Annotated in this window: 24 protein-coding genes and 1 tRNA gene; 8 read left to right on the top strand and 17 right to left on the bottom strand. The window is 70.0% G+C overall.

Translation table 11 applies throughout. The features are described from left to right. The first annotated feature begins 12 nt into the window (after positions 1-12). Complete coding sequence (locus ACT53O_RS14210; protein WP_039413534.1) at positions 13-441, top strand: MarR family winged helix-turn-helix transcriptional regulator; 429 nt, start codon at positions 13-15, stop codon at positions 439-441. Positions 442-445: 4 nt separating this feature from the next. Here ACT53O_RS14210 and ACT53O_RS14205 read toward each other — a convergent pair whose 3' ends face one another. From ACT53O_RS14205 to ACT53O_RS14190, 4 genes are all read right to left on the bottom strand, one after another. Beyond that, on the bottom strand, positions 446-742 hold the full coding sequence (locus tag ACT53O_RS14205) for a DUF4287 domain-containing protein (protein ID WP_476153100.1): 297 nt from the start codon (positions 740-742) through the stop codon (positions 446-448). Between the two features lie 29 nt (positions 743-771). Further along, complete coding sequence (locus ACT53O_RS14200) at positions 772-1,803, bottom strand: DUF2804 domain-containing protein (RefSeq protein WP_476153098.1); 1,032 nt, start codon at positions 1,801-1,803, stop codon at positions 772-774. A 117-nt stretch (positions 1,804-1,920) separates the two neighbouring features. Beyond that, a complete protein-coding gene (locus ACT53O_RS14195; protein WP_016464249.1) occupies positions 1,921-2,376 on the bottom strand; it encodes an Hsp20/alpha crystallin family protein in 456 nt (151 codons plus the stop codon). 139 nt (positions 2,377-2,515) lie between these two features. Beyond that, positions 2,516-4,021 carry an L-serine ammonia-lyase, iron-sulfur-dependent, subunit alpha gene (locus ACT53O_RS14190; RefSeq protein ID WP_476153096.1) on the bottom strand — a complete coding sequence of 502 codons (1,506 nt, stop codon included), beginning with the start codon at positions 4,019-4,021 and terminating at the stop codon, positions 2,516-2,518. 66 nt (positions 4,022-4,087) lie between these two features. On the opposite strand from ACT53O_RS14190, the gene ACT53O_RS14185 reads away from it, so the two are divergent. Next, a complete protein-coding gene (locus ACT53O_RS14185) occupies positions 4,088-5,977 on the top strand; it encodes an amylosucrase (RefSeq protein WP_476153094.1) in 1,890 nt (629 codons plus the stop codon). 20 nt (positions 5,978-5,997) lie between these two features. Here ACT53O_RS14185 and ACT53O_RS14180 read toward each other — a convergent pair whose 3' ends face one another. The 4 genes from ACT53O_RS14180 to ACT53O_RS14165 form a co-directional block, all read right to left on the bottom strand. Further along, positions 5,998-6,522, bottom strand: a complete 525-nt coding sequence (locus tag ACT53O_RS14180; protein ID WP_476153092.1) for a DUF4395 domain-containing protein — start codon at positions 6,520-6,522, stop codon at positions 5,998-6,000. Between the two features lie 142 nt (positions 6,523-6,664). Then, positions 6,665-6,737, bottom strand: a tRNA-Arg gene (locus ACT53O_RS14175). A gap of 40 nt (positions 6,738-6,777) precedes the next feature. After that, on the bottom strand, positions 6,778-7,380 hold the full coding sequence (locus ACT53O_RS14170; RefSeq protein ID WP_005049690.1) for a hypothetical protein: 603 nt from the start codon (positions 7,378-7,380) through the stop codon (positions 6,778-6,780). Between the two features lie 61 nt (positions 7,381-7,441). Then, positions 7,442-7,822 carry a DUF5684 domain-containing protein gene (locus ACT53O_RS14165; protein ID WP_036316238.1) on the bottom strand — a complete coding sequence of 127 codons (381 nt, stop codon included), beginning with the start codon at positions 7,820-7,822 and terminating at the stop codon, positions 7,442-7,444. Between the two features lie 156 nt (positions 7,823-7,978). Between ACT53O_RS14165 and ACT53O_RS14160 the strand changes: the two genes are divergently transcribed. Further along, positions 7,979-8,179: a hypothetical protein gene (locus ACT53O_RS14160; protein WP_005049688.1), complete on the top strand. Its 201-nt coding sequence runs from the start codon at positions 7,979-7,981 to the stop codon at positions 8,177-8,179. Between the two features lie 74 nt (positions 8,180-8,253). Here the strand turns inward: ACT53O_RS14160 and ACT53O_RS14155 are convergent, their stop codons facing one another. The 3 genes from ACT53O_RS14155 to ACT53O_RS14145 form a co-directional block, all read right to left on the bottom strand. Further along, entirely contained in the window at positions 8,254-9,234 is a 981-nt protein-coding gene (locus ACT53O_RS14155) for an aldose 1-epimerase family protein (RefSeq protein WP_005049686.1), read from the bottom strand. Between the two features lie 16 nt (positions 9,235-9,250). Beyond that, positions 9,251-10,081, bottom strand: coding sequence for a sulfurtransferase (locus ACT53O_RS14150; protein ID WP_378793107.1), 831 nt, complete (start codon positions 10,079-10,081; stop codon positions 9,251-9,253). 72 nt (positions 10,082-10,153) lie between these two features. Then, a complete protein-coding gene (locus tag ACT53O_RS14145; protein ID WP_476153088.1) occupies positions 10,154-13,240 on the bottom strand; it encodes a family 43 glycosylhydrolase in 3,087 nt (1,028 codons plus the stop codon). 439 nt (positions 13,241-13,679) lie between these two features. On the opposite strand from ACT53O_RS14145, the gene ACT53O_RS14140 reads away from it, so the two are divergent. From ACT53O_RS14140 to ACT53O_RS14130, 3 genes are read left to right on the top strand one after another with little or no spacing between them, the layout of a single operon-like run. Beyond that, the gene (locus ACT53O_RS14140; protein WP_476153086.1) at positions 13,680-15,299 is read left to right on the top strand and encodes an MFS transporter; all 1,620 of its coding nucleotides are present in this window, start codon (positions 13,680-13,682) and stop codon (positions 15,297-15,299) included. A 29-nt stretch (positions 15,300-15,328) separates the two neighbouring features. Continuing rightward, entirely contained in the window at positions 15,329-15,949 is a 621-nt protein-coding gene (locus ACT53O_RS14135; RefSeq protein ID WP_051039457.1) for a hypothetical protein, read from the top strand. 10 nt (positions 15,950-15,959) lie between these two features. Then, positions 15,960-16,805: an NAD-dependent epimerase/dehydratase family protein gene (locus ACT53O_RS14130; RefSeq protein ID WP_036316432.1), complete on the top strand. Its 846-nt coding sequence runs from the start codon at positions 15,960-15,962 to the stop codon at positions 16,803-16,805. A gap of 42 nt (positions 16,806-16,847) precedes the next feature. On the opposite strand, the gene ACT53O_RS14125 is transcribed toward ACT53O_RS14130, so the two are convergent. The 6 genes from ACT53O_RS14125 to ACT53O_RS14100 all read right to left on the bottom strand — a co-directional run bounded on the left by ACT53O_RS14125 (position 16,848) and on the right by ACT53O_RS14100 (position 22,159). Next, positions 16,848-17,480: a response regulator transcription factor gene (locus tag ACT53O_RS14125; protein WP_112931831.1), complete on the bottom strand. Its 633-nt coding sequence runs from the start codon at positions 17,478-17,480 to the stop codon at positions 16,848-16,850. Continuing rightward, positions 17,474-18,583, bottom strand: a complete 1,110-nt coding sequence (locus ACT53O_RS14120; RefSeq protein ID WP_476153083.1) for a sensor histidine kinase — start codon at positions 18,581-18,583, stop codon at positions 17,474-17,476. The genes ACT53O_RS14125 and ACT53O_RS14120 overlap by 7 nt, the downstream gene beginning before the upstream one ends. 10 nt (positions 18,584-18,593) lie before the next feature. Further along, positions 18,594-19,361 carry an ABC transporter permease gene (locus ACT53O_RS14115; protein ID WP_016464241.1) on the bottom strand — a complete coding sequence of 256 codons (768 nt, stop codon included), beginning with the start codon at positions 19,359-19,361 and terminating at the stop codon, positions 18,594-18,596. 3 nt (positions 19,362-19,364) lie between these two features. Continuing rightward, positions 19,365-20,297 (bottom strand): ABC transporter ATP-binding protein, encoded by a 933-nt coding sequence (locus ACT53O_RS14110; RefSeq protein WP_476153081.1) that lies wholly within the window; start codon positions 20,295-20,297, stop codon positions 19,365-19,367. Positions 20,298-20,384: 87 nt separating this feature from the next. After that, complete coding sequence (locus ACT53O_RS14105; RefSeq protein WP_112931835.1) at positions 20,385-20,981, bottom strand: PadR family transcriptional regulator; 597 nt, start codon at positions 20,979-20,981, stop codon at positions 20,385-20,387. A 95-nt stretch (positions 20,982-21,076) separates the two neighbouring features. Beyond that, positions 21,077-22,159 carry an FUSC family protein gene (locus ACT53O_RS14100; RefSeq protein WP_476153078.1) on the bottom strand — a complete coding sequence of 361 codons (1,083 nt, stop codon included), beginning with the start codon at positions 22,157-22,159 and terminating at the stop codon, positions 21,077-21,079. Positions 22,160-22,241: 82 nt separating this feature from the next. On the opposite strand from ACT53O_RS14100, the gene ACT53O_RS14095 reads away from it, so the two are divergent. Both ACT53O_RS14095 and ACT53O_RS14090 read left to right on the top strand, forming a co-directional pair. Continuing rightward, positions 22,242-22,943 carry a GTP pyrophosphokinase gene (locus tag ACT53O_RS14095; RefSeq protein WP_036316420.1) on the top strand — a complete coding sequence of 234 codons (702 nt, stop codon included), beginning with the start codon at positions 22,242-22,244 and terminating at the stop codon, positions 22,941-22,943. A gap of 25 nt (positions 22,944-22,968) precedes the next feature. Then, positions 22,969-23,550, top strand: a complete 582-nt coding sequence (locus tag ACT53O_RS14090; protein WP_476153076.1) for a DnaJ family domain-containing protein — start codon at positions 22,969-22,971, stop codon at positions 23,548-23,550. The last annotated feature ends 44 nt before the right edge of the window (positions 23,551-23,594 follow it).

The raw sequence follows: 23,594 nt of genomic DNA, 5'->3' as shown, positions 1-23,594 counted from the left end.
ACAGTTGACGCCATGACCGACCGCCGCCTCGCCATCTCCGCGTGGGAGAGCCTCTTTCGCGCGCAGCACGAGATTTTGCGCGAGATCAGCGAAGACTTCGGCGAGGACGAACTGACACAGGCCGAATACGACGTGCTGCTCACCGTCGTCCGGGGTGATGACAACAGTGCGCGCCTGCGCGACGTGACCGCCAACATGCTCATCAGCCAGCCGAGCGTCTCGCGACTGGTCGACCGCATGGTCGCCCGCGACCTCATCAGCAAGTGCGTCGATCCGCTCGACGGGCGCGGCGCGGTCGTCCGCGCGACCGAACGGGGGGTGGCCGCCTTCCGGCGCCTCGCGACCGTGCACGGTCGATCGATCGCCGAGCGGATGTCGGTGCTCAGCGACGACGAGCTGGCACAGTTGCAACGGCTGACGACGAAGCTGCGGGGCGCCTGAGCCGTCAGAACCCGCGCGACGGGTTCGTCGCCTTACCCTTGAGCCATAGGGTGTCGCTCTCGTCGCTGTGCGACGTGCCGCTGCCCACGTGGGTCGACGCGATCTTGGGCCCCTTTGTGATCACGTGCACGAGCGCCATCGCGTGCCCGCGCCCGAGCCCGTAGTCCTCGGCGAGCCATGCGACGATCTCACCCGCCTTCGTCCCCGGTCCGAAGCCCTTCGCGCTGGCTTCGTCTACGAGCTCCTGTGGCGTCCGCCCGGTCTTGTCCTCGATGTTGTCGAGATATGCCTGAAACGACATCCTTGCCCCTTCCTCTGGCCTCTCCCCGGCTACCACCGGTTGCGGACATCCTCCGCGAAACCTTCGATGCCGTCGAACGCGATCACGCCGCCGTCCCCCGCGAACGTCCCCGACCAGGTGCCGAAGCACTGATCCGTTCGCGAGGAGACCACGCCGAGGTTCGTCGCCGACTTCTTGTCGTAGAACGGGGTGAACACGGCATCCAGGCCTCCCCCGTGCACCCGCCACGGACGCAACGGCGCGGCGCGCTCATACTCCCAGACCACCGACGCAGAGATCTTGTGCAGAACGCCGTCGAGCACGACGGCGTTCTCCGTCGAGCCCGTCCCGTCGGTCCACCGTCCCCCGACCTGGATGCCGAGGCTGCGCCCGTCTGCGAGGGTGCCCGATCCCGCACCCCAGTTCCACGACACGTCGTAGGGCCAGCGCCCCCGCCCGTGGTCGAGCACCGCCCACGATCCCTGCCCGACGTCGTAGTCGATGCCGTCGAGCGTCAGCACCCCGGATGCCGGGAGTGCGACATCCTTCACGGTGTACTGGAAGCGCCGAGACGACCACGGCACGACGACCGCCAGCAGCTCGTGTCCGGGCGGGCGGCGCACCGTGATATCGAAAGACGCGTCCGCGATCTCCGCGTGCAGACGCCAGAGCGTTCCCCGCTCGGCGGGAGTGATCGTCGCGGCGAGATCCGCGTGTCGCGCGATGGCGATGCCCGTGCCGAGCGACGCGGGAAGGGACACCTCCCGCGACGGCAGCACCGTCACACTGCGACCCCACGAACGGGTCGTGGCTCGATCGTGGATCCACACTTCGTGCACGGCCGCATAGTCCAGCGACGACACCGTGAGCGAGACGATGTGCGTGGGAGTCATGACGTTCCAGTACTCCCAGCGCTTGTTGCGTCCCCACGAGCGGACGAAACGTCCGCGCCCGATGCCACGGGTGTCGATGAGCGGCGCGCGGGCGAAGCCGATCGCCTCCGGGTTGAGTCGACCATCGGGACCGGTGAGGGCGACGGGTTCGGTGATCTCGCGCTCGCGCGCGACGGGGGGTGCGGTCATCGGCATCCTTGCTGACGTTCCGAGTGCTGGTACTTCCGGCGGGTGCTTCGACACTAGCGTGCGCACGCGAACCGCCCCGGTCCTCGCGGACACGGGGCGGCTGCGCGCGGTGCGGGACTACTGCTCGACCGGCTGCGGCTCCTGCGCGGATTCGTGCGCCTGGATCGTCGGCGCCGCGCCATCGGCGACGACCTGGACCTTGCGCGGCTTCGCCTTCTCGCTCACGGGGATCGTGACCGTCAGCACGCCGTTGCTGTAGGTGGCGGCGATGCCATCGGTGTCGATTCCCTGACCGAGGTTCAGCTGGCGGAGGAAGCTCGCGGTCTCACGCTCGCGCGTGATCCACTTCACGCCGTCGCCCTCGCTGAGGGTGCGCTCGGCACGAATGGTCAGCAGCTGGCCGTCCACATCGATGTCGACCGAGCCCGGGTCGATTCCCGGAAGGTCGGCGCTGAGCACGTAGTGGTCGCCGTCGCGGTAAAGGTCCATCGGCATCCGGCGGGGTCCCCGGCGCGTGTCGAAGAGGCCCGACGCGATGCGGTCGAGGTCACGGAACGGGTCATACGTGGCCATTGTTCTCTCCTTGTCGTGTGTCACTGTGATGGTCTGTCAAAGTTGAGCCTCATCGACTCAACCACCATCAGATTAGCACTCGCCCCATGAGAGTGCCAATGGTTCACGCATGGCGAACACGAGCGGTTGCGGCCGCCGTTCAGCACTCCACGACGTTGACGGCGAGTCCGCCCTCGCTGGTCTCCTTGTACTTGGTCGACATGTCGATGCCGGTCTGACGCATCGTCTCGACCACGGCATCCAGCGGTACGTAGTGCGTGCCGTCGCCACGCAGCGCGAGGCGCGCGGCGGTGACCGCCGTGGATGCCGCGATCGCGTTGCGCTCTATGCAGGGGATCTGCACGAGTCCGCCCACGGGGTCGCACGTCAGACCCAGATGGTGCTCCATCGCGATCTCGGCGGCGTTCTCGATCTGGCGGTTCGTGCCGCCCATCACCGCGGTCAAGCCGCCGGCCGCCATCGCGCACGCCGAGCCGACCTCGGCTTGACACCCGCCCTCGGCTCCCGAGATCGAGGCGTTGGCCTTGAAGAGCGAACCGAGAGCCGTGGCCGTCAAGAGGAATCGACGGATGCCGCGACGACGGTTCGCCTCGGCGAGCTCCTGCGCGGTGGCGACGACGCCCTCGGCTCGGTGGGCCGCATCGCCGGATTCGCCGCCCTCCGGACCGTGCAGCCCGAGAAGCGCCGAGCCGACGAGTTCGCCGTAGGGAGTGACCGCGTTCTCCGCCCCGATGCCCGCATCGGCGAGGAAGCGCCACCAGTACATCGCGACGGCCGGAAGGATGCCAGCAGCACCGTTCGTCGGCGCCGTCACGACCCGTCCACCGGCGGCGTTCTCCTCGTTGACAGCCAGCGCGAACGCGCCGAGCCACTCACCGGGAAGCTCGCGCCCCATCGCCTCGACGCTCTCCAGCTGCGCGCGGATCGCGCCCGCACGCCGCTTCACCTTCAGCATTCCCGGCAGCACCCCGTCGGCGTGCAGGCCCGCATCGACGCATGCCGCCATGGCGTCCCAGATCGCGTCGAGCCCGGCCGCGACGTCTGCTTCCGGTCGCAGCGCCTCCTCGTTGCGCCGGGCGACCTCTGCGATCGTGAGCCCGTAGGTATCGCAGACGTCCAGCAGCTGCGCCGCCGTCGCGTACGGCAGCGGGAAGGATGCCGCGGCCACCGCATCCGACTCGCCCTCGCGCCGGATGAACCCTCCACCGATCGAGTAGTAGGTGTCCTCGCGCAGCACCGCACCGGCGGCATCGCGGGCGACGAGGGTCATCGCGTTGGGGTGTCCGGGAAGACGCGTCCGCGGTGCGAGCGAGATGTCTGAGCGTGAGAAAGGGATCGGGATGCGACCGTCCAGGAGGAGGTGCGCGCCGTCGACCCAATCGGTCCAGGCGCCCCGCACGCGCGCCGGATCGACGGTCTCGGCCGCGAACCCCTGCAGGCCCGCGACGACCGCGTCGGGCGTGCCGTGTCCGATGCCGGTGGCGCCGAGCGACCCGTACAGTGCGCACTCGACACGCGCCAGACCTGCCAGATCGACCGCACGGCGCGCGAAATCTCGGGCCGCGCGCAGCGGGCCCACCGTATGGGAGCTCGATGGTCCTACCCCGATGGAGAACAGGTCGAACGCCGAGACGTACGCACTCACGTGTGTGAGCCTACGCCGCCCGCCGCGCCGGGCCCTGCCCGATACGCTGAGACCGGAGGGGGAACCATGACCGCACTGACCACGTCCGACGCCGATCGCGTCGCGGCGCTCGAGGCCTGCGAGGCGGCAGGGCGCCTCGACGACGCGTTCCTCACCCGGTTCGATGAGCAGTTCCCGCGGTTGCACGGCCTCTTCACCCGCCTCTACGGCGAGCGCACCGACGGCCGCGAGCAGCTGGCGGCCACGGTGGCGGCGGCATCCGCCTCGTGGAATGCGCGCCCTCTCGACCTGAAGGTGCACGACGCGCAGCGCGCCGCCGACCCCGAGTGGTTCCAGTCCGAGCGCATGCTGGGCGGCGTCTGCTACGTCGACCGCTTCGCCGGCAACCTCGCCGGCGTGCGCGAGCTGATCCCCTCGTTCCGCGAACTCGGGCTGACCTACCTGCACCTCATGCCGCTGTTCGACGCCCCCGCCGGCGACAACGACGGCGGCTATGCCGTCTCGAGCTACCGGCGCGTCAACCCGAGCCTGGGCACGATGGCGCAACTGGCCGAGCTGGCGGCAGAGCTGCGGTTGGCGGGCATCTCGCTCGTGCTGGACTTCATCTTCAACCACACCAGCAACGAGCACGAGTGGGCTCAGAAGGCCGTGGCGGGCGACCCCGACTACGCCGACTTCTATCTGATCTTCCCCGACCGACAGATGCCCGACGCCTACGAGCGCACGACGCGCGAGATCTTTCCCGACGATCACCGTGGATCGTTCGTGCAGCTCGAGGACGGCCGCTGGATCTGGTCGACCTTCTACCACTATCAGTGGGACCTCAACTACGCGAACCCCGCCGTCTTCCGCGCGATGGCGGGCGAGATGCTGTTCCTGGCGAACCAGGGCATCGAGGTGCTCCGGATGGATGCCGTGGCCTTCATCTGGAAGCGTCTGGGAACGTCCTGCGAGTCGCTGCCCGAAGCCCACCTGCTGCTGCAGGCGTTCAACGCGGTGCTCGCGATGGCCGCGCCCGGCATGATCTTCAAGTCCGAGGCGATCGTCCACCCCGACGAGGTCGTCAGCTACATCTCAGCCGAAGAATGCGAGCTGTCGTACAACCCGCTGCAGATGGCGCTGACGTGGGAGGCGCTCGCCACGCGCGACGGCCGGCTCCTGCAGCAGGCGCTGGATCGACGCCACGCGCTGCCGGCCGGCACGGCATGGGTGAACTACGTCCGCAGCCACGACGATATCGGGTGGACGTTCGCCGACGAAGACGCGGCCGAGCTCGGCATCGACGGCTACACCCACCGACAGTTCCTCAACCGCTTCTACACGGGCCGCCACGAGGGAACGTTCGCGCGCGGCGTCGCCTTCCAGGAGAACCCCGTCACCGGCGATGCCCGCGTCACCGGGACGACGGCGTCCCTGGCCGGTATCGAAGCGGGAGATCCGGGCGGGGAGGATCGCGTGATCCTCGCGCACGCCCTGGCACTGTCGACCGGCGGCATCCCCCTGCTGTACCTCGGGGACGAGGTCGCACAGCTCAACGACTACTCCTACGCCGACGATCCGGTTCGCCGTGGCGACACCCGCTGGGTGCACCGCGGCCATCGTCCGCGCGATGCCTACGCGCAGCGCGACGACGACACCACGCCGGCCGGGCGGGTGTTCCGCCGACTCACCAAGCTGATCTCGGTGCGCCAGCAGTCTCCGGAGCTCGCGGGCAACGCGCTCATCCCCTTCCATACCCCGCACCCCGCCGTCATCGGCTACCAGCGCCCCGGTGAGACCAGCACGCTGCTGGTGCTGGCGAACGTCGGCGACGCCGAGGTCACGATCGATCCGCTCACGCTGTCGGGCTTCGAGCGCACCGCCTTCGACCCCGTACACGACGCGAGCGTCGACCTCGACGAGGGTCTTGCACTGCGCCCGCACGGGTTCGTGTGGCTGCGCGTCACGCCCGTCTGACGGGCGCGGCCTGACGTCCCTCAGGCGCCCAGCAGGCCGCCCCGCGGGCGGAACACGCCGGCACGGGCGAGCGCGAGGTAGAGCAGGCAGCCGAGGCACACGCCGAAGGCGGCGTTGAGGAACGCGGCGATGAATGCGAGGGCCGCGGCGATCGGCAGGGCCCACGCGATGCCCGCGACGTGCAGCACGAGGCCGACCGTCACGACGACGAATCCGATGACCTGCGCGAAGCGCGGAGGACGCGGGTCTTCGAGGTCGACCGGCGGCTGCAGGCGCGGACGGATGGCGACCCGGTACAGCGCACCCCACGGCGCGGTCCGCGGAGCGGCGAAACCCCACACGAAGAGGAGGTCGACGCCGAGCAGTAGGAGGAACGCCGGATCGGCGAGCCTCTCGGCGAAAGTCGCGGCCTCGCGCGCAGACGTTCCCAGCAGGGCGAGGAACGTGCCGGCCAGCAGGAGCACGGCGGTGATGGATGCCGCGAAGCGCGGACCCCGGGGATCGATGCCGGCGGGGCGGACGGAGGCGGGGGCGGAAGTGGCCACGCAGATACGTTAGGTCGCCGCGCAGGCGTCGGGGCCGGGATCGTCACACTTCTTCACGCACGCGCGATCGCCGATGCCGCCGGAGAACGAGAAAGGCCCGCGGCGTGCCGCGGGCCTTTCTCGTTACTGTCTCAACACAGTGTGCGCCCGAAGGGACTCGAACCCCTAACCTTCTGATCCGTAGTCAGATGCTCTATCCATTGAGCTACGGGCGCAGTTTCCGGCACCTCTTGGAGGGCCGAGGACCAGCTTAGCCTACGCGCCGGGATGTGACGAATCGGGGTCCTGCTGCTTCTGCTGAGCCGCGACGCTGCGCCGATGGGCGCGAAGTTTCGGAAGGTCCACGAGCCGCAGTGCCTGCATCCGCGCCGTGCGCATACGCTCGTAGTCCGGGTCGAGATCGGGGCGCGCGGCCTCGATCCGCAGCGTCCGATCGATGTTGCCGGCCACCTCTGCCCACGCGGCATCCCGCGCGTCCAGGACGAGCTTGCGCAACTCTTCGGTGTCGTCGGCGCGACGCCGCAGCTCATGGGCGACGTGCAGCGACTGCTTCTGGCGGCGGCGCAGGTTGCGCACATCGCGACTGCGATAATCGTGCGTGCCGTCCGAGTCGGTGTGGCGGCCGCGGGCTGCGCGACGCTGCCGTTCGGTGCGCGCCGCATCGTCCTCCGCTTCCGCGGCGAGGGTCTCCAGGGCTTCCTTGGCCTCGGGGAGATACCGATCGAGGTCGAAGTCTTCTCCCTCGGCGAGGATGTGGACGAGGATCGTGTTCTTCAGGCTCAGCCGCGTCGCCGCGGACGCGATGTACAGCCCCTCCGCGACCACGTCACGGGTGCGTACGCGCTTCTCGTTGACCACGGCATCCCCTCCCCTCGATCCTAGGGAAGACCGACGTCGGGACGGAATGCGCGACGGGCGCTCAGGCCGGCGACGTGTACCGATCGGAGCTGAAGCCGATGATGAAGAACCCGATGGGGGCGAACAGCAGCAGCAGCACGATCGAGAAGAAGGCGCCGTGCCCGAACCCGCGGCCGATGCGGATCGCCACGATGATGAAGAAGATGACGTTGACGATCGGAACGATCGCCAACAACCCCCACCACGCCGAGAATCCTGCGATCTTCACCTGGATGAACCAGTTCACGATGGGGATGAGGGCGAGGATGCCGGGGTATCCGGCCTTGCTGAACACCTTCCACATCGCCACGGCGAGCAGCACGTAATAGACGACGAACAGGACGAGACCGGTGCCGCCGCCGAAAGCCGCCTGCCACTGGTCCAGAGTGCCGGTGTTGTTCACGGCGCCATCCTAGGGGTCGTGCGCGCCCGCCCACCAGCGCGGGCTGCGGCGACCGCACGGGCTGCGGCTAGCACGGGCACGGCACCGGCGGCAAGCCCTTTCGTGTGGCGGAGAGGGTTCGTACCGTGGAAGTCCGACCTGATGAAAGGAGTCGCCATGGGCTTCATCGACGACGCGAAGGACGCGGCCGAGACGGCCGGCCGGAAGATCAAGGAAGGCTTCGAGGACACGGTCGACCGTGTCTCCGACAAGATCGACGAGGCGAAGGCCGACGCCGAGGTCAAGAAGGCCGAAGCCGAGCGCGACTCCGTCCACAAGCGCAACGAGATCAAGGAAGAGATCCGCGGCGACCACTGAGTCGTCCCCTCACGCCGAAGGGCCCCGACACGTCCGTGTCGGGGCCCTTTCGCGTGAGAGGGCGACTGCCGCAGTCAGATACCGACGGCGGCGATGCGCCAGGATGCCGAGACCGATCCGCCGGCCGGGATGACGATCAGGCCCGCGTCGTAGTCGTAGCGATCGGCGTTGAAGGCGTCCGGGGCGCAGGTCATCGGCTCGACGGCGAGGCCGGCGCGGTGACCGGGATCGGGGCTGCCGTCGGCCAGCGGCGGGCGGTCGGCCGTGTGGATCTGCACCCAGGGGCACGCCTGATCCCAGACCATCTCCACGCCGGTACCGGACGGGTCGACCAACCGCACGGTCGCCACACCGTCCGCGCGGGACAGCCCGGTGAACGCGTGGTCGATCTCCACATCGCCGAGCACCCGCGGCGCGCGCCAGTCGAAACGATCCGAGCCGGCGACCTCGGCGAGCGCGATGGGAGCGAGCTGGTGGTCGGTGACCTCGAGCACCCGGTCGGCGGGCAGCGTCAGCGTCCACCCGTCCAGCGGCGCAGAACCGGCCACTAGATACGGATGCGGACCGGTGCCGAACGGCGCGGCATCCGCGCTCTCATTCGTCGCCGCCACGGTCTGGGTGAGACCGTCGGCACCCAACCGGTAGGTCGTCTCCACACGCACGCGCCACGGGTAGCCGGACTGCGGCACGATCACCGCCGCCAGCGTGACCGCGTCGGCGGTGTGATCGACGACGGCGAAGTCGAGCCAGACGGCGAGGCCGTGCAGCGCATTCGGGCGGCCGATGTCACTGAGCGCGAGTTCGTAGCTGTGCCCGCCGAAGGAATACGCGCCGTCGACGACGCGATTCGGCCAGGGGGCGAGAGTGGCACCGCGGAAGGCGGGGCGCACCTCGTCGGCAGCGAAGGGCACGACGAGGTCGCGCCCGTCGAACGTGAGCGCACGCAGCGACGCGCCGACGCTGGCGATGTGCGCTTCGTAGGCTCCGTGACGGAGGGTCACGTCGGTCCCCGAGGCGGGAACCGACGCGGTGGTCGGGGCAGGTGTCTGTGGCATCGTCAACATCGTAGTGTCAGGGGCGGTCGCCGGTGGCGACCGGCCGGTCGGGAGTATTCGACCACTGGCTCCAGGAGCCCGGGTACAGAGCCGCGTCGTGGCCCGCGACCGCGAGCGCCAGAACGGCGTGGGCAGCGGTGATGCCCGAGCCGCAGTAGACACCGACGGACTGTCCCTCCAGATCGGCGTAGCGGGCACGCAGCACGTCGGGGGCGAGGAGCCGGCCCTCGGCATCCAGGTTCTCGGTGGTCGGCGCGTTGCGGGCGCCCGGGATGTGTCCGGCGGCGGGGTCGAGCGGTTCGACGTCGCCGCGGTAGCGCTCCGGTGCGCGGGCGTCCAGGAGCACGCCGCTGTGTGCGAGGGATGCCGCGGCGTCGATGTCGAGCCTGCGGCGCTGTCCCGCATGCAGCGTCACGGCGCCCGGCGTGGGGGTCACCTCGCCGGTCTCGAGGGTCGCTCCGGCGGCGCGCCACGCGCGCAGCCCGCCGTCGAGCACCCGGGCGGGAACGCCGGCGTCCGTGAGCATCCACCAGGCGCGGGCCGCGGCGAACGAGTTCCAATCGTCGTAGACGACGACGGTGTCGCCGTCATCGATCCCCCAGCTGCGCACGGAACGCTCGAAGTCAGCCGGAGACGGAAGGGGATGACGCCCCTCGCTCGCAGCCCCGTGCACGGCGAGCTCGCCGTCCATGCGGACGTAGACGGCACCGGGCACGTGGCCGTCGCGGTACGCCTCCGCACCGTCGGGGGCGTCGAGACGGTAACGCACATCGAGGACGACCGGCGGCGTGAGAGAGCCCAGCTGGGCCTTCAGCTCGGAGGGGGTGATGAGGGGAGACATGCTCATGGGAGAGAGGTTACGCGCGAGCGCGTACGGGCGGACGCCGACTTCTCGGCATCCGCCCGCACGCTCAGGGGATCAGTCCGAGACGCGGCTCAGGTGGCGGCGGCGCCAGATCACGGCCCCACCCGCCAACAGGAGCAGCACCCCGGCGAACGCACCTGCAACCAGGCCGTCGGACCGACCGCCGGTCGCGGCGAGGTTCGAGCCGCCCGCCGCGGGTGCCGGCGTCGACGCACCTGTGCCCGTGCCCGGATCGCCGCCCGCGTCGCCGGCGGCGAGCACGGTGATCGCCGCGGACGCGACGACCTCACCATCGACCCGCACCTGGATGGTGTGGCTGCCCGGTTCGAGGTCGGACGGGATGACGACCGGCGCGGAGAACGCGCCATCGACGACATCCGCCTCCGCGAGCGCCCGGTAGGTGCTGGCCACACCGACCTCGACGCGCGGCACGGTGAAGTCGCTGCCCGTCACGGTGAGCGCGCCGCCGGCACGAACCTCGGTCGCGCTCAGGGCGATCGACGGGTCGTTCTCGACGGGCGCCTGCGCGGCCCTGAACGTCCAGTTGTCGACCTCGAACAGCGGACCCGTGGCCTCGACCGCCGCGGACTCGGGCTGGGCGAACACGAAGAACACGTCGTGCGTGCCCGTCGCGCCGGTGACATCGGCGGTGACCGTGGTCCACTCGCCGGCCGTGCCCTCCACCGGGAGCGTCGCGACGACCGGGCCGTCGACGTTGTCCAGGCGGACCTGCACCGAGGCACCTTCGACCAGCGGCTTCACGCGCGCCGACACCGTCGCCGCACCCTCGCCGAACGCGACCTGCGACAGCGCGGCGAAGTCACCGTCGTCGATGCTGGACAGCGCCATGTTGCCGTTGCCGTTGTGCTCCGGGAACTCGACCGAGGGCTGGGTCGTCGCCGTCGTCTTCACGCCGAGCTGCCAGGCCAGTGTCTCGGCCTCGAACGTACGGTACGGGTCGAAGTCTTCGACCTGCGCAACGCCGGCGCGCGTGCCGACGATGGGCTTGATCGTGCCGTCCGCATTGAACTCGAGCTTGTCGATGTGCACCGAGCGGTACCCCTGCGTCTGTCCCGCCGTGCCGAGGGCCTGCGCCCACGCGGCCCCGCGCGTCTGCGCGTGGTACGTGAAGTAGGTCTCGCCCTTGTAGGTGAACATGTCGGAGTGGTTGTTGCCGCCGTTGCCCGGTCCGAAGAACGTGCTCGGGTTCTGGAAGGCCACACCGGCGTACGTCGAGGCCGGCAGCTTCATCGGGTCATCGGTCATCATGTAGGCGATACCGCCGCGCGACGGATACTGCCCCGGGACCTCGTTCACCTGGAAGTTCGACGAGTACGAGTAGTAGTACTTGCCGTCGCGCTTGAAGATGGACGACGCCTCGAACATGCCGGGGCCGTCGATCTCGACGGGGTCACCGTCGAGGGTGACCATGTCGTCCTTCAGCTTCACGACGCGCGTCGACTTCGGGTTCTGCGGTCCCTGGACGTTGGCGCCCGAGCCGATCTGCGAGTTGCCGCCGAAGTACAGGTACGCCTGACCGTCGTCGTCGATGAACACCTCGGGGTCGAACAGCCACATGCCGGCGGGGAAGCCCCCGTTGTTGACGTAGTCGCGCGAGACGGTGTCGGGGATGATCTTCTTGCCGAGCGGATCGGTCCACGGTCCGAGCGGCGAACCGCCCACGACCACGGCGGTGCCGGTGCCGCTGTCGCAGAAGTACAGGTAGACCTTGCCGTCCTTCTCGATCGCCGCGGGCGCCCACGAGTTGCGCGCCCACGGAGCCGCGCCACCCTCGCGAGCGATCGGCACGGAGCCGTGATCGACCCAGTTGACCATGTCGGTCGTCGACATGACGTTCAGCGTCGTGATCGCCCCGTACCCGTTCGACGCCGTCGGAAGCCCATTGGCGTCCTTCGAGTTGGCCTCGTACTGCTGCGTGTCGTTGGTCGAGTAGATGTAGAGGCGACCGTTGTAGATGAGGTGGTGCGGGTCGGCGCCGAACTTGTGGCCCACCAGCGGGTTGTGGTCACCGATCGGCTTGGTCTGCACCTTCTCCAGCGAGGTGAAGCCGGGGCCGGCCGGAGCGTCCGAGATCTTGACGAGCGAGATCTCGTCGACTTGGAAGTCCTGGAGCGCGTTGGAGTTCCACGGGGTCTCGACGAACAGCCAGTCCATGCCGGGGTGGCGCTGGTCGGCGACGAAGTCCTTCGAGAACGATCCCCACTCGCCCTTGGTGAAGCTCTGACCACGATCGTCGCAGCCGTTGAAGTTGGCCGGGCAGAAGGTGAAGTTGAACTGCTGGGTGTCGGGGCCCTCGGTGTACTTGAGTTTCGCGCTCAGGCGGTAGCCCGCCCCGGCCTCGAGCTTGCCGGTGACACTGGCGAACGGACCGGATTGCGTGTTCGTGCGGCCTGTGACCTTCAGCGCGTTCAGGCCGCTCGCGGCATCCGTCGTCAGCGCCAGCGTGCCGCCGCGTGGAGCCTGCCACCCGGTGAAGCCGTCGACGAAGCGACCGTCGGGCAGCAGGTTGCCGGGGACGACCGGCACTTCCGGCACCGTGGGGGTCGTCGGCGTCGTGCTCTGAACCGTCAGTGATGCATCGTCGACGACGAAGGAGGCGACGGTCGTGTCCCACGGCGTCTCGACGAAGAGGTAGTCGTACGTGTCGACGGCCGGGGTGAAGGTCTTCGTGAGCGTGAGCCATTCACCCGACGTCGCAGTGCCACCGACCACCGGCGCGCACGCGCTGCGCGAGGCCGTGCAAAGGGTCACGTTGACGTTATGCGTCGCCGGCGTGCCGGTGTATTTGATCGACAGCGACAGATCGTAGGACCGATCGGTCTTCAGCTGCCCGGTCACGGTCGCGGCCGGCCCGGACTGGAACCCCGTCCGGCCGGAGATCTGGATGGCCCCGGTGCCCGTCCGGGCATCGCTGCTGGCCGCAAGCGTGCCGCCGAACGGTGCGCTCCAGCCGGCGATGCCGCCTTCGAACGTGCCGTTGCTCAACAGCTCGGTCGTCGCCGCCGTCGCCGGCGAGGTCGCGAGCGCCGACAGGACCAGCGCGCCGACGCCGGCGAGTGCGCCGAGACGGCGCAGCGCCGGCCGCGGAGAGGGTGTGGGTGGTTTTTTGTGATGACTCACGTCGATGACTCCTTTGATTGGGTACCTCGGTGCGCCCATCGGCAGGAGCCTCGACGTTCAGTGTGAGCACGCCTCGCGGGGTGTACACTTTCGCCGTTCCAGACCGAGGCGGCTTCGCCGCCCGTGCACAGTCGGGAACACTCCGACGACTCCTCGGACGGTGGGCGCACGCGAAGTGCAGTGCGAGAACGTGCCGGCATGCACGCTCTCCCGATCCCTGTCCGGGGAGTCGTCCGGTCTGTGCGAAGACGGCGGCGCTCGGGTGAGCGACACTGCCCCCGACATCCCGTTCGGATGGAACGTTCGCGATGTTACCGGTACCACAAAGGGGCGGCAAGCCCGCTCCCGCGGTTTCGATGCCCGTTTCGATGGGTTATCGATAACAGCCCCCACCCCCGCCTCATGGACATCAACCGGGTCTCGGGTGCATACTTTCAGTATGACTGAAGGTATCGTCGACGCAGCGCCGTCCCGGCGCGAATGGATGGGACTCGCGGTCCTCGCCGCCGGACTCGGCATGATCGTGCTGGATGGGACGATCGTCGGTGTCGCCATGCCCGACATCATCCGCGACCTCACACTCGACCTGACCGACGCGCAGTGGGTCTCGAGCCTGTACGCGGTGCTGCTCGCGGCGCTCCTGCTGTCCACCGGCAAGCTCGCGGACCGCTTCGGCCGCAAGCTCCTCTTCCTGCTCGGCATCCTGGTCTTCGTCGGCGGCAGTGTGTGGGCGGCGGCATCCACGACGGGCGGGGCGCTCATCTCGGCGCGCGCCGTGCAGGCCGTCGGTGCCGCGTTCATCATGCCGTCGACGCTCTCGACGGTGAACGCCGTCTTCCGGGGCCGCTACCGCGCCGCCGCCTTCGGGGTGTGGGGCGCGGTCATCTCGGGCGCCGCAGCGATCGGACCGCTGGTAGGAGGCGCGCTCACCCAGTACGCCTCGTGGCAGTGGGTGTTCCTGGTGAACCTGCCCTTGGGTGCGGTTGTCTTCGCGCTGGCACTGTGGGCCGTGCCCGAAACGCGAGGTGCCGGCTTCCGCCGCGGCGCCGACGTCGACGGCGCGTTGCTGTCGGCCATCGGTTTCGGCTCGCTCGTCTTCGCCGTCATCGAAGGACCCGATCTGGGCTGGTGGACACCCAAGACCGACCTCGTGATCGCCGGCTGGGTCTGGCCCGCGTCGGCCCCGGTCTCGATCGTGCCCGTCTGCCTGGCCGTCGCCGCCGTCGCACTGACGCTGTTCGTCTTCTGGGAGCGGCACCGCGAACGCGTGCAACGCGACGCCCTGCTCGATCTGCACCTCTTCTCTCTGCGCACCTTCTCGTGGGGCAATGTGACCGCCGCCATGGTCGCCGTCGGCGAGTTCGCGATCATCTTCGTCCTCCCGCTCTACCTCACGGCGGCGCTCGGACTGTCGATCATGCAGACGGGTCTGGTCCTGGCCGCCATGGCGTTCGGGGCGTTCGCGTCGGGAGCGGCAGCACGACATCTCGCCGCGCGGTTCGGCTCCCCCGGCACCGTGCTGATCGGCCTGGCCCTGGAAGTCATCGGCATCGTGATCCTCGCCGGGATCGTCGCCGCCACGACGCCGGGGTGGGTCATCGCCCTGCCGCTCGTCCTCTACGGCCTCGGCCTCGGCCTCGCGTCTGCCCAGCTCACGGGCACGGTGCTGCGCGATGTGCCGGTGGAGATCAGCGGCCAGGGCTCGGCGACGCAGTCGACCGTCCGCCAGATCGGCACGGCGCTCGGCACCGCGTTCGCCGGGGCGGCACTGTCGGTCTCGCTCGCGCTGACGCTTCCCGGGGCATTGACGGATGCCGGGATCACCGGCCCCGCCGCGTCACAGCTCGCCGACGCGACGCGGACATCGGCGGGCACCCTGATCTCGCAGCTGCGCGCGGAGGGCTCCGCCAGCATGCTCGGAGCACAGACCGATGCCGCCGTGCACGCCCTTTCGGCAGGGTTCGCCGACGCGACCCGCTGGTCACTGCTGCTCGCATCGCTGTTCCTCCTGCTGGGTCTCGTCGGCGCCGCACAGCTGCGGCGGTTCGCCCGGCGTTAGGCTCGGGCAGCGGCGTTAGGCTCGGCACCATGCGCGCGGAGGCAGTCGATGCCGACATCATCACAGCGCAGGACGTGCGCCCTCGGTTCCGCCTCTACACCTTCGAGGGCCCGGCCCCGACGGTCACGGCGACGGATCTCTGGGATTGTTCGGTCGATGCCGCCCTCGGGGAGGCAGGCCGCTGGGACGAGACGCGACTGTGGTCTCTCGCTCTCGTGAGCGCCCGCGGTCCAGCGGCCGGGTTGAGCTGGCTCTCCGGCTACGACTACCGCGAACCGCCGAACGATCGGCACCGGTGGGCGGCGCGCCGCGTCATGCAGGACCGCTATCTGTCGGCTCAGTCGCGCGCCGGACGACCGGTCGTCCTGCCCGACGGACTGCGCGTGGTGCGCATGTTCCTGGGCTGGGCAGAGAGCCCCCTATGGGAGAGCTTCACCGACAACTACCCGGCCGACCCGGCAGCCCTCGGTCTGAGTCCGGCACTGGCGGCAGACCTGCGCGCCTGGAACGCCCGATGGAACGCCCACGACCCGGAGCAGGCGATGCCCGACGAGGACGCGTTCCTCCACGAGGGGCGGCGGCTTCATCGTCGAGTGCAGAGCGAGCTCGCGGGGATCGCCGAGGTTCGTCCCGAGTTCGACCGCGGCTAGGCTCGGACCCATGCGCATCGCCGTGACCGGAGCATCCGGAAAGCTGGGAACCGTCGTCGTCCGCGAACTGCGAGAGGCGGGCCACGACGTCGTCGGGATGGACGTCGTCGGCACCCGCGGCGCGGGCTTCGTCCAGGTCGACTTCACCGACTACGGGCAGACCGTCGACGCCCTGCAGGCTGTCAACGACCAGCACGACGGGCTCGACGCGGTCGTGCACCTCGCGGCCATCCCGGCTCCCGGCATCCGCTCCGACGTCGCCACCTTCCACAACAACATCGCGGTCACCTTCAACGTGATGTGGGCGGCGATCCGGCTGGGCATCACCCGCATCGTCACCGCGTCGAGCGAGACCGTGCAGGGCCTGCCGTTCGACGTGCCGCCGCCGTACCTGCCGGTCGACGAGGAGTACGCCGCCCGCCCAGAGACGGTCTACTCGCTCGTGAAGCACCTCGAGGAGACCATGGAGAAGGAGCTCGTGCGGTGGCACCCCGAGGTGTCGATCACCGCGCTGCGCTTCTCCAACGTCATGGTCCCGGCCGACTACGCCGAGTTCCCCTCGTTCGACGCCGACGCGACCCTGCGCAAGTGGAACCTGTGGAGCTACATCGACGCCCGAGACGCCGCCGCCGTCATCGGCCGGGCACTGGAGGTCGCGCCGGCCGGGTTCGACCACTTCCTCATCGCGAACACCGACACGGTCATGAGCCGCCCGAACGCGGAACTGGTCGCCGATGTGTTCCCCGACGTCGAGGTCCGCGGCGACCTCGGCGTCAACGATTCGCTCTTCTCGACCGCGAAGGCGCAGCGACTGCTGGGCTGGACCCCCCAGCACTCCTGGCGCGACGAGGTCTGAGCCGCGCGCGGGGCGAGCGCCGACGGAAGCAGGGCGCGGCCGCTACAGCCACCCCTTGTCCTGCGCGATCCGCACAGCCTGAGCCCGGTTCGACGCGCCGAGCTTGCCGATCGCGGCGGAGAGGTTGTTGCGAACCGTGCCGGCCGACAAGTACACCTCTGCGGCGATGGCGGGGGCATCGCGACCGTCGGCGGCAAGGCGGAGGATCTGCCGCTCCCGTTCGCTGAGCGGGTTGGCGCCGTCGAACAGGCTCGCCTCGGCGAGCTGCGGGTCGACGACCCGCAGCCCGGCATGCACTCGCCTCACCGCGTCGGCGAGGTGCTCAACCGATGCGTCTTTCACGACGAATCCGGCGGCCCCGGCATCCAAGGCGGCGCGAAGATAGCCCGGTCGGGCGAACGTCGTGACGATGAGCACCCGCGTGTGCGGGCTGGCCGCCCGGATCGCCAGGGTCGCCTCGATCCCGTCCCGACCGGGCATCTGGATGTCCATGAGACACACATCGGGCCGCTCGGCCTCGACGATGCGAAGGGCCTCGTCGCCGTCGCCGGCGACACCGACCACCCTCATGTCCGGCTCGAGATCGAGCAGCGCAGCCAGAGCCCCGCGGAGCATCGCCTGGTCGTCGGCGAGGACGATCCGAATGCCCCCGGCCCGATCTTCGACGCTCACCACGTCACCTCCACGCTCGTGCCGCCCGCACCTGCGGCCGTGATCGACAGCCGCGCCCCCGACATGGCGGCGCGCTCCCGCATCCCCCGCACACCGTTGCCCTCGGGTCCGCGTATGCCGCGCCCGTCGTCGGCCACGACGAGGCCGCCGGGACGGATACGGACCGACACGGCGGAGGCGGCGGCGTGGCGAAGCACGTTCGTCGTCGCCTCCCGGAGGATCCAGCTCGCCGTGAGGGCCTGTGCGGGCGAGAGCGCCTCGGCATCCCCGTGCACGACGAACCCGACGCCCGCGGCGCGCAGCACGTTGCGACTGGTCGCCAGCTCGTCGGCGAGCGTCGCACTGCGGATGCCGGCGACGGTCTCCCGCACCCCCGACAGCGCCTCCGCGGTGAGAGCCTCGATGTCGGCGAGCTCGGCGTCGGCGCGCTCGGGATCGGTGGCGATGAGCCGTCGCGCGAGCTCCGCTTTGACGCGCACGACGGTCAGTGAATGGCCGATCAAGTCATGCACGTCGCGCGCGACGGCCTCGCGCCCCTCGCTCGTCGCGAGCTCGACTTCGAGCTGCTGCGCGTGCACGGAGCGGACGATGAGCGCCGTCGTGACGGTGTTGACGGTCGCCAGGAGCACGATGATCGCGAGCACCGCCACGTAATCGACGCCATCCGGCAGCAGAAGCACCGTCGCCGCCGCGACGCCGATTCCGCCCGCGACCGTCGCCCAGTGGGCCGGACGGGTGAGGCCGTAGGAGGCGAACGACATGACGAACGGAACGAAACTCAGCGCGTTGCCCGACACCGCGGGGATGGTGAGCGCGGCGCACACGATCAGCGCGCCGAACGCCACCCACTGGATCGGCCTCGGCGGCGTGAGCAGCCCCCCGCCGTCGCCGCTCATGCCGTTGAGGAAGGCTGCGATGTAGATGAGCACGAAGGCGACGAGCGCGACCCAGCCTGTCACGATCCAGCCGGCATCGGCGGCCGATCGCAGCAGGCCGAGAATCGGGTAGATGAGGAAGACGAGCCACACGACGGCCATGACCCAGCCGTAGCGTTCCCAGACCGAGTCGGGGCCCCGCTCCCGCACGCGCCCTGCCTCGCGACTCATGCTCTCGACCCTACCGACGGGCGCGAGAGCGCTTCACACCGACGCCGACCAGCGCGGCGAACACGACCAGCCACACGACGATGTTGAGGGCGATGCCCCACGGCTGATCGGTCTGACCGGTGGTGAGGACACCGTCGGTGAGCGGCCAGCGCGCGAGCGCCACCACACCGTACATCGGTGTGAACCGGGCGATGTCGAGCATCGTGCCGTCCAACGGCATGAAGACGTTTCCGAAGAATCCGAAGAAGGTCAGCGAGATCGAGGCGAGCGTCGCCGCGCCGTCCGAGCGGAACACGAGCCCCATCCCCAGCCCGTAGAGCCCGAACAGCAGCGCACCGCCGAGAACGAGAACCGCAGAGGCGGCCCAGCGCCATCCGTCCGACGCCTCCGCTCCCGTGGCGGCGCCGACCACGAAGACGAGCGCCACCGCGAGCGTCGCCGCCGCCAGCGCGGTGATCAGCTTCGTCGCCGCGTACCCGGCGGTGCGCAGCGGCGTCATGGCCAGCTGGCGTCCCCATCCCTGCGCCGCCTCGACAGCCGCCGTCGACGTCGCCGAGGTCATCGCCACCGCCGCACCATAGGCCGCCATCGACACCATGACGTAGAAGCGGACGTTGCCGTGTCCGGCCGACATCCCGCCATAGGCGGCGCCCGCACCGAACAGCAGGTACATCCCCACCGGCATCGCGAGAGTGAACGCGAGCGTGTACGGGTTTCGCACCTGACGCAGCGCCTCCACGCGCAGCATCGTGGGCGAGATCGTGAACGCGTGAGCCATGGGTCAGTCCTCCGTCAGTGCCGTGAAGGCGGTCTCGAGTGTGGGAGCCGTGACCTCGAGGTCGCGGGCGCCGGCGCGCAGCAGAGCGAACGCCGCGGCGTCGGCGTCGACGGCGCGCAGGTGAACGCGCCCGCCGTCCTCGCGCAGGTCGGTGACACCGTTCGTCGCAGCGAGAACGTCGACCAGCGCCGCAGCGCCGTCGGCGGGAAGGGTCGCGGCCACCGTGCGGGCGCCGAGGCTCGCCCGCAGCTGCGCAGTCGGAGCGTCCGCGACGATCCGCCCTCGGTGCATCACGACGGTGCGTTGCGCGAAGTGCTCCGCCTCTTCGAGGTAGTGGGTGGCGAAGACGATCGTGCGCCCGGCATCCGCCTGCGCTCGCATCACGTCCCAGAACCGCTGGCGCGCCGTCACGTCCATGCCCGCGGTCGGCTCATCGAGCACGAGGATCTCGGGATCGGCCACGAGCGCCAGCGCGAAGCGCACCCGCTGCTGCTCACCGCCGGAGCACTTCGACACCCGACGCCTGGCGAGCGGCTCCAACGCCGTCTGCCGCATCACTTCCGGCACTCGTTGCAGGGCCGCACGCCCGTGCAGCGAGGCAATCACCTCGACGCTCTCACGCACCGTGATGTCGCCGAGCAGCCCTCCGGTCTGCAGGACGGCGGCGATGCGACCGGATGCCGCGGCATCCGCCGCCCGCTGCCCGAGCACCCGCACCGTGCCCGCGGTGGGCTCGACCAGCCCGAGCAGCATGTCGAGGGTCGTGGTCTTGCCGGCGCCGTTGGGTCCCAGCAGGGCCACGATCTCGCCCCGGCGGACGGTGAGGTCGATGCCGTCGACCGCGCGCACGGTGCGCTCGCCGAGACCGAAGGAGCGCTCCAGGCCGTCGAGGCGAAGGACGACGGATGTGAGGGTGGCGGCGCGTGCGGTGGTCACACATCCACTCTGATCGCGCACGCCCGGAACGTCAGGAGGGCGCTGTCACGAGCGGAACATGACACGTGTCACGTCTCGGTGCGCCTCTCACGGAGTCGCGGCGGCGCTCCGCGCCGGCCGTCCCCGCTTGGGCCGCTCAGACGAAAGCCCCTGCGCAAGCGAGGCGATCGACGGGCTGGACAGCCGCTCTTCGACGTGTGCGAGCCAGCGCACCTCCGACTCGGCGGTGAACAGCGACGCCGACAGCGGCAGCGCTCCGACCACGGATGCCGGATCGTCGACATCCACGCCGGCGTAGCGCGCCGTCAGTTCGTCGAGCCGCCCCTGAGATGCCGCACGCTGCGCGCGCACCAGGTACAGCACATCGACTCCGGGCAGGGTCGCTGCGAGAGCGACCTTCACCGCCAGTTCGTCGCGGGTTGCTTCCCCCCGCTCGACAGGAGTGTCGAACCATTCGCGCACGGCGGCCGATCCGTCGTCCGTGATGCGCCAGTACACGTGGCCCTGGGCGTCGACGTCGTCTTTGGAGACGAGCCCGTCGCGCTCCAGGCGCTCCAGGGTGTTGTAGATCTGGCCGACGTTCAGCGAGCTCGCCCCCGTGCGTCGCGTGAACTCGGCGCGCAGCTGATACCCGTAGCACGGCGCTTGATCGAGGATCGCCAGCAGGCTGTGACGCACCGACATCTGTGCTCCCCCGACCTTCCAGTATGTAATTTCTCAGTATATGCATACGCGGAAAATCGGCCCGCACAGGGCGTGCGGCTGGCGGCCGCCAGCCGTCAGTCCCCTGCGCGAAGCCGCACCGCGAGCGCCGCGACCGTCCCCACCGCCGCCCCGACCATCGTGTCGACGATCCGCTCCAGAGCGAGCGGCAGCGTCTCGCCCGTGCCCGTCGCCGCGCCGATCAGCAGCAGCACGAGCGGCGTGATGAACACCAGTGCGAGCGCGTAGTGGCGCACCACGACCATCTCGATCGCGAACTGCAGTACGCCCAGCAGCAGCCCGAGCGCCCAGACGGGCAGCGGCACGAATGCCAGCCCGAGATACAGCGCGCCGCCGACCACGGTGCCCACGGTGCGGTGGACGCCGCGCGTCGCCGCATCCCGCCGCCCCACCGGCAGCCCGACCACGGCCAGACCCGCGCAGACGATCCAGTACGAGCGTGCCGGGTCGACGACCACCGCCGCGGCCACGCCCGTGACGCCCACGATCGCCGCACGCAGCGTGAGGGTCTGCGCGAGCGCCGACCACTGCAGCGGAAAGAGCTCCGCACGCGGTCGAGGCCGCTCGCGGCGGTACCGCGGCAACAGCAGCGGTGCCGCGACCAGCAGGCAGGCGAACGCGCCCGACGCGGCGACGACGGCGAGGTAGACCGCCGGGTCCACGGCACGCGCACCGCCGTGCCGCGAGGTGATCTGTGCAGACAGACCGAAGACCAGCACGAAGAACACCGGTCCGGGTGGCCCGAGCGAGACGGCACCGGCCAGCGCCGACACGACGATCGTGGTGACCAGCACCCCGCCGAGCACGAACGCAACGCCGCCCTGCGCCGCCAGCGTGCCGCCGGCGGCGCACACCCACAGCACCAGCGCCAACAGCGGCGCGACGCGGGCGCGCTCGCGAGGGCGCAGCCAGCCGCCGTAGATCACGGCGAAAGCCCCGGTCGCCGACAGGAGCGCGAGGTCGGCGTGGCCGGATGCCGCGAGCGCAACGATCGGCACTGCCATGGCGAGTCCCGCCTGCAACGCGAGTGGCCAGCGCCGGCCGCGCGCGGGACCGAACGTCGCAAGGCTCCGCGCGAGGTGGGCCGCCTCCGCGCGCACGCGGGCGCCGAAGCGGGGCGACGGGGTGGACGACGGCATCCCCTCATTCTCCCTCGCCGCTCGGGCCGACTCCCCCGGTTCGCACAGCCGGCGCCGAGGAGGGCTGGCTACGGTCGAGACCATGGAAGCGATTTCGCAGCCCCTGTCCATCTCGACCGACGAGGGAGTGACGACCTTCTCGGCCGAGCAGCTGCGGATGATGCGCGACGAGTTCCAGCGTTTCCTGCTCGAGTACCAGTTCGGCCTGCGGGAGGTCGAGACCAAGCTCGGCATCCTCCGCGACGAGTTCCTGCTGATGCACGACTACAACCCGATCGAGCACGTCTCCAGTCGGGTGAAGTCGGCCGACAGCCTCGTCGACAAGATCACGCGCAAGGGTGTCGATCCCAGCTTCGACGCGATCCGCGCGGCCATCACCGACATCGCCGGCATCCGGGTGACGACGAGCTTCACGAAGGACGCCTACCGCCTGTTCGACCTGCTCACCCAGCAGGACGACATCACCGTGCGCGAGGTGAAGGACTACATCGCCCACCCGAAGGCCAACGGCTACAAGAGTCTGCACGTGATCGTCGAGGTCCCCGTGTTCCTCTCGTCGGGGCGCGTCGACGTCGCCGTCGAGGTGCAGTTCCGCACGATCGCGATGGATTTCTGGGCGAGCCTGGAGCACAAGATCTACTACAAGTACGCCGGCGCGGTTCCCGACGGACTGCTCGCCGAACTCAAAGAGGCGGCCGACTCGGCATCCCTGCTGGATGCCCGCATGGAACGCCTGCACGGACAGCTGCACGGTCCGGCCTCTGCGGCGATCCGAGCCGTCTGAGCGTGCCGGCGCCTAACCTGGACGCATGAGCGAGGATCCGCGCCTGGAGGCGGCGCGCTACCGGATCGCGCAGGAGGCGCGCGCGTCCGGCGAGGGCGCCCCCGCGGTGGGCGCCACCGATGCGCCGTCGCCCGCGCACGGCACGCCCACCGCCCACGACCGCGCGATGTACGTCGAGACGGCCATCCAGCAGGCGATCCGCCGCGGAGACTTCGACGATCTGCCCGGCGCCGGTAAACCGTTGGAAGGCCTCGGCGACCACCACGACCCCGACTGGTGGATCCGCCGCAAGATCCAGAACGAGCGCCTCACCGGCCTCGGACCCGCCGCGCTGATGCTGCGCACCGAGGATGCCGAGTTCGCGCAGACCCTCGACGCCCTGACGCGCGAAGCCGACGTGCGCGCCCACGTCGACGACTTCAACCGGCGCGTGGTCGAGGCCCGCCGCCAGCTGCAGGGCGGTCCGCCGGTGGTGACGGCGACCCGCGACGCCGACGCCGAGGTCGCGGCGTGGCACGAGCGCCGTCGGCAGCGCCTCGCGGCGGCATCCACCCCGCCGTCGCCGCCCGAGCCTCGACGCCGGCGCGGTCTGTTCCGCCGACGCTGAACCGGCAGCGGATCCGCATCCGTCGATGGTGTCCGATTCTGTGA

Source organism: Microbacterium sp. DMC48, from assembly GCF_056313825.1.
The sequence above is the reverse complement of the archived record's forward strand: the minus strand, read 5'-3'. Positions and strand labels throughout refer to the sequence as shown.

Bases quoted from the DNA above. Each gene is read 5' to 3' on its own strand.
- ACT53O_RS14105 (WP_112931835.1), bottom strand. From the start codon at position 20,981: ATGTCGGTGCGTCACAGCCTGCTGGCGATCCTCGATCAAGCGCCGTGC.
- ACT53O_RS14140 (WP_476153086.1), top strand. From the start codon at position 13,680: ATGACTGAAGGTATCGTCGACGCAGCGCCGTCCCGGCGCGAATGGATG.
- ACT53O_RS14160 (WP_005049688.1), top strand. From the start codon at position 7,979: ATGGGCTTCATCGACGACGCGAAGGACGCGGCCGAGACGGCCGGCCGG.
- ACT53O_RS14130 (WP_036316432.1), top strand. From the start codon at position 15,960: ATGCGCATCGCCGTGACCGGAGCATCCGGAAAGCTGGGAACCGTCGTC.
- ACT53O_RS14095 (WP_036316420.1), top strand. From the start codon at position 22,242: ATGGAAGCGATTTCGCAGCCCCTGTCCATCTCGACCGACGAGGGAGTG.
- ACT53O_RS14135 (WP_051039457.1), top strand. From the start codon at position 15,329: ATGCGCGCGGAGGCAGTCGATGCCGACATCATCACAGCGCAGGACGTG.
- ACT53O_RS14115 (WP_016464241.1), bottom strand. From the start codon at position 19,361: ATGGCTCACGCGTTCACGATCTCGCCCACGATGCTGCGCGTGGAGGCG.
- ACT53O_RS14210 (WP_039413534.1), top strand. From the start codon at position 13: ATGACCGACCGCCGCCTCGCCATCTCCGCGTGGGAGAGCCTCTTTCGC.
- ACT53O_RS14155 (WP_005049686.1), bottom strand. From the start codon at position 9,234: ATGCCACAGACACCTGCCCCGACCACCGCGTCGGTTCCCGCCTCGGGG.
- ACT53O_RS14120 (WP_476153083.1), bottom strand. From the start codon at position 18,583: ATGAGTCGCGAGGCAGGGCGCGTGCGGGAGCGGGGCCCCGACTCGGTC.
- ACT53O_RS14100 (WP_476153078.1), bottom strand. From the start codon at position 22,159: ATGCCGTCGTCCACCCCGTCGCCCCGCTTCGGCGCCCGCGTGCGCGCG.
- ACT53O_RS14185 (WP_476153094.1), top strand. From the start codon at position 4,088: ATGACCGCACTGACCACGTCCGACGCCGATCGCGTCGCGGCGCTCGAG.
- ACT53O_RS14205 (WP_476153100.1), bottom strand. From the start codon at position 742: ATGTCGTTTCAGGCATATCTCGACAACATCGAGGACAAGACCGGGCGG.
- ACT53O_RS14200 (WP_476153098.1), bottom strand. From the start codon at position 1,803: ATGACCGCACCCCCCGTCGCGCGCGAGCGCGAGATCACCGAACCCGTC.
- ACT53O_RS14090 (WP_476153076.1), top strand. From the start codon at position 22,969: ATGAGCGAGGATCCGCGCCTGGAGGCGGCGCGCTACCGGATCGCGCAG.
- ACT53O_RS14150 (WP_378793107.1), bottom strand. From the start codon at position 10,081: ATGAGCATGTCTCCCCTCATCACCCCCTCCGAGCTGAAGGCCCAGCTG.
- ACT53O_RS14195 (WP_016464249.1), bottom strand. From the start codon at position 2,376: ATGGCCACGTATGACCCGTTCCGTGACCTCGACCGCATCGCGTCGGGC.